This is a genomic window from Rufibacter hautae, assembly GCF_008271695.1.
Taxonomy (GTDB): domain Bacteria; phylum Bacteroidota; class Bacteroidia; order Cytophagales; family Hymenobacteraceae; genus Nibribacter; species Nibribacter hautae.
In genome coordinates this window covers 33,758-41,825 of record NZ_VKKY01000005.1, presented here as the reverse complement: position 1 = coordinate 41,825, position 8,068 = coordinate 33,758, and the positions used below count along the sequence as shown (strand labels likewise).

Here is an 8,068-nt window from a genome sequence, read left to right as displayed (position 1 = left end):
CCAGTATCTGCCACAGTTTCCAGATTCAACCAAGTTGCTGCCTGCTCCTGTATTAGCAAAGAAGCAGAACAGGAAAAAAAGAAAGTAATCACCTCAAGCAGTCTCTCAGGTAGGATGAAAGAAGAGAATTGGCCAATGTTTGATTCTACCTGAAAGGTCTGCTATAACGTTTCACAATCGACCGTTTGTAAAACGTTATGAAGGTAAAATAGGAAAGTAACAATCAAGCTTCTCTTCATATTAAAGTCAAGGAGAGCCTGGAAGTGATTCAATTGATTATTGAAATCACTACGTTCTACTAGAGGCCTTTTTTAACCCGCTATAGTAGGTTGTAGTAACGCTTCTTCATACTGGCAAAAGCCTATGTAGCCAAGTGCCGAATGTCCCCTGCTGGGGTAGTAGGATATCTCGATGCAATCTAACACAGCGATTATGGCCTCTTGCCTAGTGGCAAACCTGTGATGTTAGACCATTTCTGTTTTCAATTCCTTAAAAAAAACTCTTTGCCACGGTATTATTCCAACGGTAACCTTTGCGGCTCATGCTCTGCCTATACCACTCTTTTTCTCCTTTCAAAATTCAAACATGTCTTTATTTTTGCCTAGGTGGTGGCGTAAAATCATACATTTGCCTGATAGAAGATTCATAAGGAAAGCAGCAGCATGTCTCAAATAAGAATCAGGAATTTTGGTCCCATTGGGGAAGGCTTTGAACAAGAGGAAGGCTGGATCGATTTCACCAAGGTAACCGTCTTTATCGGAAACCAAGGCACCGGAAAGAGCACAATCGCCAAGCTGTTCTCTACCTTCACCTGGATGGAGAAAGCCCTGCAACGGGGTGATGTCAAGGAAAGCGAGGTGATGAGAAAAGGCAAGTTCGAGGGGACCTACTGTGCCTACCATCGTTTGAAACATTTTTTCAGAGATAACACGGAAATTTCCTATAAAGGCTCTTCTTACGGATTCCACTACAGCAACGGCAGGCTCACTCTGAGCATAGCTGACTCGCAGGGTGTATACCAAATGCCAAAGATTATGTATGTGCCGGCGGAGCGCAACTTTCTCAGCGCCGTAAGCCAGCCGGAGAAGGTGAAAGGCCTACCGCTGCCACTTTACACGTTCTTGGAGGAATTCGACCGCTCGCAGCAGGAGCTATCCGAGACGCTACCACTTCCGGTGGGGAACCTGCGGTTCCAGTACCATAAGCTCAACAAGGTTTCTTATGTCGTAGGGGACAATTATCGGATAAGGTTATTGGAAGCCTCCAGTGGCCTCCAATCAATCGTGCCCCTGTTTTTGGTCTCCAGGAACATAGCCATGTCCATCAACCAGGAGCTGGACGCCTCCCGCAGCGTATTAAGCGTGGAAGAGGAAAAGCGCCTGAAGGCGGAGCTTGAAAGGATCTTCGCCAACCCAAGCCTTAACGAAAGCCTACGGCGGGCAGCCTTGGAGGTCTTGTCCTCTAAATACAAATACTCCTGTTTCATAAATATCGTGGAGGAAGCGGAGCAAAACCTTTACCCCCAATCACAGCGGGACCTACTCTACCATTTACTGGAGTACACGAATTATGGCGATTGCAATGCGTTGGTGCTTACCACCCATAGTCCCTATATTATCAATTACCTTACCTTGGCGATTAAAGGGCATGAGATACTCCAGAAGATCGGAAACCACCCGGAGGCGACTAGGCTCAAAGACGCCTTGACAAAGGTGGTGCCCCCAGCCTCGTGCGTGCCTGCGGCCGACCTAACTGTCTACGAGCTGACGGACGACGGACGGATCCTGAGATTGCCTAGTTACAATGGGATACCCTCAGACGAAAATTTCCTGAACAGTTTCTTATTCGACACAAATCAGATGTTTGACGCGTTGCTGGAGATCGAGGAAGAACTATGAGTATTGATTTCTTTGATTCTGTCTGCCAGGATAACACCGATGCTGGTTTGTTTGGGCTACGGGATGATGATGACAAAACAAGGGCCTATGTAGACCTTTCTGCAGCCAACAGCTCTAGATGGATTGCCATAGTAGAGAATGAGAAGGGAATCGAGGTGACCTTTACGGCCATTGATAACTGCATCGAAATACTACGGCCTGACGGGACCATGGAAAGCAGGTGCGACGGCATGCTTACATATCCTGACAACATCGTCTTTGTGGAGCTCAAAGAGGTCAGGAGTGGAGGATGGATCACCGAAGGAACTAACCAACTGAAAACCTCCATTGGGATATTCGGAGAGAATTATGACCTAGGCTCCATAAGAAAGAGGAGGGCTTTCCTGGCAAACAGGATTTCCCCCAAGTTCCAATATGGCCAACAGGAGTTGATGGATAGGTTCAGGGATGAGACTGGAGTTAGACTTATCATCCATAACCAAATAAAGTTGTAAGGGTAGGGCTTTAAGTAATGATGGACATGGACAGCGTTATCTTCGAAATAATTCCTTGTTGGTTTAGTCTATCCCTTTTCTGCCAACTGCTGATTCATAATTTCTTGTTGAGTAAAGTTTCGGAAAAATGGGTACGAAAGTGTATTAAAAGGGAGATTGTAGAAAGTTGAGACCTTTTTGTTCCGTGTTTTGGATAGTGCTCCTCAAAGTGTAAATGCAGAAGTGAATATACTACCATTTCGATGGTAATAATCTACTTAAACTTTGTCAAGGTGACACATTTGAGCGACCAAGGAAATTACTAGTTGTAAAGTAGAATAGTTGTTTAAAATGTACGCCTATTGATAATATGTAATATTGTGTATGAAATTAAGTTGTATTAATATTAAGTATTGCTTATTTCCATAATAAAAAATGCAATTAAGCTATTTCTATAACAATTATAATTAACAGAGTAATTATTAGAATATTCGTAAGTATGATTTCACTTGACACTTTTGAAGAAAAGTTAATTGATTTAGCTGAAAAGATTAAAAACAATTTCTCTTCCAGTATATCCGCCAATCCAGAGGATCAATTAAAACGGCCTATCTCAGAGTTTATAGAATCATTGATACCAGGCACAATTACTACTCGTACAGAAGTGCAAGTAGAAGGGCTTGGTGCAAGACCTGATATGGGAGTAGCTAGAGAAAATTTATTGTGTGGTCATATTGAATTGAAAGCAACTCATATTTCACTTAAAAATTTAAAAGGGGCTAATAAAAAACAGTTTGAAAAATTTAAAGCTCTTCCTAATCTTATTTATACAAATTGCAACGAGTGGGTACTCTATAAGAGTGGAGAAAAAGAAGGGGCAATAATCGAATTTAACGGAGATGTTATAAGAGATGGTTGCAAAGCTATCAATAGGGAAAAGACAGAGCAGCTTTATAAGATTTTATTTGATTTTATTAATTGGAATCCTATTGTTCCCAGAACCCCTAAATCACTTGCAAACTTACTTGCTCCTATTTGCAAGCTATTGCGCTCAGATGTTGAAATTGCTTTAAAAAATGGAGAATCTAAAATACACTTATTGTATAAGGATTGGCAACGGTTATTTTTCCCAGAGGCAGACCAGCTTCAATTTGCTGATGCATATGCTCAAACGTTAACATATGCCTTGTTGCTGGCTCGTTTGTCAGGTGCTGAAATAATTAATCCAGAGAGTGCAGCAACTTATTTGGATTCTGGGCATAGCCTTTTAGCACAGACTTTAAGATTGCTGGGGCAGAAAGATGCAAGAGAAGAAATGAAAACTGCGGTCGAGTTGCTGCAGCGTATTATAGGGGCTGTAGACTTTGTAAAAATCTCCAAAAAAGGAGACCCGTGGCTTTATTTTTATGAAGATTTTCTCACTGTTTATGATCCTAAGCTAAGAAAGGATTATGGCGTCTACTATACGCCGCTTGAGGTTGTGGAATGTCAAATAAAACTTTGTTCGGAACTTCTAAAAAACAAATTTAACAAACCTCTTGCATTTGCTGATGAGAATGTAACATTTCTAGACCCTGCAACTGGTACAGCTGCGTATCCATTGATTGCAATTCAGCATGGACTTCAAGAAGCTTCTCAAAGATTTGGGGAAGGAATGATTGCTTCAATTGCTACTAGGATGGCTAATAATTTTTATGCTTTTGAAAATATGGTTGGGCCTTATGCTGTGTCACACATGAGGATCACTCAATTATTGAAAAATGCTGGGGGCAGTATTCCTGACGATGGTATCAAGGTATTTTTAACAGATACCTTGGAAGACCCTGCGGCAGAACCTCCAAAATTTTCATTTGCAGAGAGGGTAATGGCTAAAGAGCATATTCGAGCACAAAATGTAAAAAACAATACTCAGATTCTAGTTTGTATAGGAAATCCACCCTATAATAGGGAGCAACGAGAAGTAGATGATCAAGGTGTTAGAAGAAAGGGCGGATGGATTAGATTCGGTTCAAATCTTACAAATACAAATACGTCTGGTATATTGAAAGACTTCATAGATGGAGTACCAGGAGTTCATGTTAAAAATTTATACAATGATTACGTGTATTTCTGGAGATGGGCCTTATGGAAACTTTATGAGAATGCTTCTTCGAGTAACCAAGGAATCATTTCTTTCATAACTGCCTCATCTTATCTTAGGGGACCCGCATTTTCTAGTATGCGTAAAAAGATGAGAGAAGCTTTTGATGAACTATGGATAATAGATTTAGAGGGAGATAATCTTGGGGCGAGAAAAACAGAAAATATATTTAATATTCAGACTCCAGTGGCTATTTCTATAGGCTTTAGAAAAGATATATGTGACTCACAGGTCCCTGCAAATGTTTGGTATTCTAAAGTTACAGGCACTAGGGCAGAGAAACTTTCTTTTCTTTCAAATATTTCTTCATTTAAGGATATATCTTGGCAGTTATGTTTTGAAGAATGGGAAAAGCCGATGCTTCCAAAAACTTCTGGGGATTACTTTTCTTATCCGTTAATTACTGATATATTTCCTTGGCAACATTCAGGGGTTCAATTCAAAAGAAAGTGGCCTATTGCTAGTCAAAAGGAAATTTTAGTTAAAAGATGGAGAGTATTGGTTTCAGCATTAGATCTTGATGAAAGAAGAAGATTATTTGGTAAAGAAGGCGACAGACCGATCTCCAAAGATTTTAAAGCATTTGGGGTAGTTCAGGGAGGAAAGAAGATTAGTTCGCTTAAGCCAGATACACCAACTCCCCAAATTAAATCTTTTAGCTTTAGAAGTTTTGATAGACAATATTGCCTTGTGGATAATAGATTAGCAGCGAGGATTCGTCCAGAATTATGGAGTTGCTATTCCGAACAACAAGTTTTTATTACTTCTATATTTAGTCAAGTTCTAGGAGAAGGTATTGGCTTAGTCGCTACCTCAAGTATACCAGATTTGAATTTCTTTTGCGGAAGGGGAGGAAAAGATGTAATTCCACTTTGGAAAGATGTAGATGCTACAATTCCAAATATTACTGAAACACTATTAGAAAATATTTCTAAACAATTAGGAGAGGATATTTCTCCTAAATCATTACTTTCTTACTGTTATTCTCTTTTATCTCAGCCTGAATATACTAGTCTTTTTTCTGAAGAATTAATAAATCCTGGTTTAAGGGTTCCAATAACGAAGGATTTAAAAATATTTAAAAAAGCAAGTGAAATTGGTGAGCGTCTCTTGTTTCTACATACATATGCTGAACGATTTATAGGGGAAAATGAAATAAAAGGACAAGTCCCTCCAGGTTTAGCTTTGTGCACGAAGGCAGTGCCCACTAATAAAGAAGAATATCCAGAGGATTTTTCCTATGATGAGTATACTCTTACTCTTAAAGTAGGTAAAGGAGAGTTCTCTCCAGTTGCTAGAGAAATTTATGAATTCTCAATTTCTGGTTGGGATGTCGTTAAGAAGTGGTTATCATATCGAATGAAAGGTAGTGCAGGAAAGTTGTCAAGTCCCCTTGATGATATTCTCCCAGAGATTTGGACGGCAGACTATACGAAGGAATTACTTGAGTTGCTATGGATACTTGAGCATACCATAGCACTATATCCATTGTTAAAGGATTTATTAACGGAAGTTATAAATTCCAATTGCTTTAATGAAAGTGAGCTTCCCAAACCTAAAGAAGTAGAAAAGTATTCATTAAAAGAACAAGGAATACTTTTGGGCTAAAAATCAGTTTAACATAAAAGGGGTTATTGGAAAATCTACCAAACTAGGCTTTAATGCCGTACACCTGACAGCATCTATAGCTTTACATAGGCAGTTCCCTAGTCCCAAGCAGCCACCAGGGAAACGGCAACAGGGTAGAACTCTTACAAAGCTGTGAGGGTTTCTCTCAGGACGATAATCCTGAGATGCGCAGGAAAGAGAACCAGTTTTGTTGCTGGGACTCCTGCCCCGGGAGGCAACTGAACACCACCTGAAAGAAGCAGACACCGAAGCTGCGGTTGGCTCTGCTGGACCAAACCAGGAGAATCGTCTCCAACATGCGCTACGACAATGGCCACGGAGAGGCAGTCCTGCTGGTGCTGGCGCCCTCGTCCTCGCCCCGGCGGCCCACCCACCTTCAGTCCCTGCTGGATGAGCTGATCGAAAGCGGACATGGCCTACGCTCGGCGGGGTGTACCCCTGCACCTACACTATCACGACTAAGGGAGTCATAGAAGGAGAGAGGCTGATCATGGGAAGAGCCGCTATAGCGGTCACCCCGCCGTCCGGCGCTCACCGGTTCCCGGGGCGTGGAGCGACACGGCGCCCAGAAGCCCATCGAGGCGCCCGTACATCTGCTCCATCTCCCCCTCCTGCTCGAAGTAGTACTCCAGCACCTGGGTCCTGTCGCCCTTGACGAGCTCAATCTCCAGGACCCCGGCGCTTTTGGTCGTGTCCAGCGTCACGGAGACAATGAAGTCGGTGTTGAGGATCATCTCCTGGATGCTTCCCACCGCGGGCAGTTTGACGAACATAATGGCAGTGCTTAGGGTATGTGACCGCACCGGCAACCCTGCCGGCCCATGGCTTTACGTAGCCCGTAGGATTTCGGTGCCCTCGGCTGACCGGAGCAAACCCAGGATTGGCCCTAACTGGACGGTCCCGGGCCCAGGTCGAGGGACTCCCCGAACCTTTTCCACTCATGGTACACCCCTGCGGACAGGGAGGCGTCCCTCGCCCTTTGCGAGGCCTTTGCCGAGTCCGTCGGCATTGGGATGGGCCTCAGCAGCCCGGCCCCGTCGATTATGCCCACCGGCTGCCCTCCGCAAGCTGAAAGGAAGGCCTTTGCCTCATCGAGGGATCCGAACGGAAAGGACTCCCCTTTCCCATCCCTGGTAAATATCGCGATGTGTTTTCCCATGCCACTTAAGGTAGGGAAAATAAACCATACCAACAGGTAAGGAACCTATCTCATCCCCGGTCACGCAGTAGGGCCTCGCGGGGGAGAGACAACGTGCCCTTCTTCCCAGCAAGGCCCATATCGGTCGGCCCCCGCATAGTATGTATAGTTGGGGGTGATGACTTGTTAGGGTAGATACCCTTCCAAAAGGGGATAAGTTATAGGGGAGGCACAATCCCGGAACTGCCCCGCCAGGTTGACCAGGATAAGGAAAGCATAATATCATTTCTCGCAGACTGTACCAGGCAGCCAAGGGGCTTTCCCCGCGTTTCAGGGGAGTCTCATGCTGTCTCACAGGGGCGGCCCCTGTTTTTCAGTGCCCGTGGGTAGCTCGGCCATCCACCTCAAACTCCACGCTCTGCAACAGCTGCCGGACCCTGTCCATGAAAGCCTCCCGGACTCTGTCCGGAAGGGCTTCGAAAACGGCGGCATCCCCCTCCAATTCAAAGTGGAAGGATCCGAAAAGGGATTTCTCCTGGGAAGAAATCCGACCTTCTAGGTCTCTCTGGGTGGTTATCCTCAGGTTCGTTTCGATATGGGTCAGGATCGCTACCATACCTGTTCTACGGCAGGTCGGCGGCAAAGGCTGAAGGTTTCGGCCTAGGGTTACCTGCTTTCTCCAATAGCTTCCCCGCCAGGGTCGAAGGATGGCCGCTGGTGCGGTTGTCCGTAGCGGAAACAGGGAGGCCACTCCGGAAGGGGGGCTGAAGTTCTCCTGATAGGCATTTGT

The 8,068-nt window shown here is 44.2% G+C and carries 5 protein-coding genes; 3 read left to right on the top strand and 2 right to left on the bottom strand.

From position 1 onward, the window contains the following. Positions 1–662 precede the first annotated feature (662 nt). From FOA19_RS23190 to FOA19_RS23180, 3 genes are all read left to right on the top strand, one after another. On the top strand, positions 663–1,898 hold the full coding sequence (locus FOA19_RS23190) for an AAA family ATPase (protein ID WP_149093266.1): 1,236 nt from the start codon (positions 663–665) through the stop codon (positions 1,896–1,898). Beyond that, the gene (locus FOA19_RS23185; protein ID WP_149093265.1) at positions 1,895–2,392 is read left to right on the top strand and encodes a hypothetical protein; all 498 of its coding nucleotides are present in this window, start codon (positions 1,895–1,897) and stop codon (positions 2,390–2,392) included. Before FOA19_RS23190 ends, FOA19_RS23185 begins: the two co-directional genes overlap by 4 nt. 478 nt (positions 2,393–2,870) lie before the next feature. Next, positions 2,871–6,119 (top strand): type ISP restriction/modification enzyme, encoded by a 3,249-nt coding sequence (locus FOA19_RS23180; RefSeq protein ID WP_149093264.1) that lies wholly within the window; start codon positions 2,871–2,873, stop codon positions 6,117–6,119. Between the two features lie 533 nt (positions 6,120–6,652). Here FOA19_RS23180 and FOA19_RS23175 read toward each other — a convergent pair. After that, positions 6,653–6,913, bottom strand: a complete 261-nt coding sequence (locus FOA19_RS23175; RefSeq protein WP_149093263.1) for a hypothetical protein — start codon at positions 6,911–6,913, stop codon at positions 6,653–6,655. Positions 6,914–7,651: 738 nt separating this feature from the next. Further along, positions 7,652–7,894: a hypothetical protein gene (locus FOA19_RS23170; RefSeq protein ID WP_149093262.1), complete on the bottom strand. Its 243-nt coding sequence runs from the start codon at positions 7,892–7,894 to the stop codon at positions 7,652–7,654. Positions 7,895–8,068 lie beyond the last annotated feature (174 nt).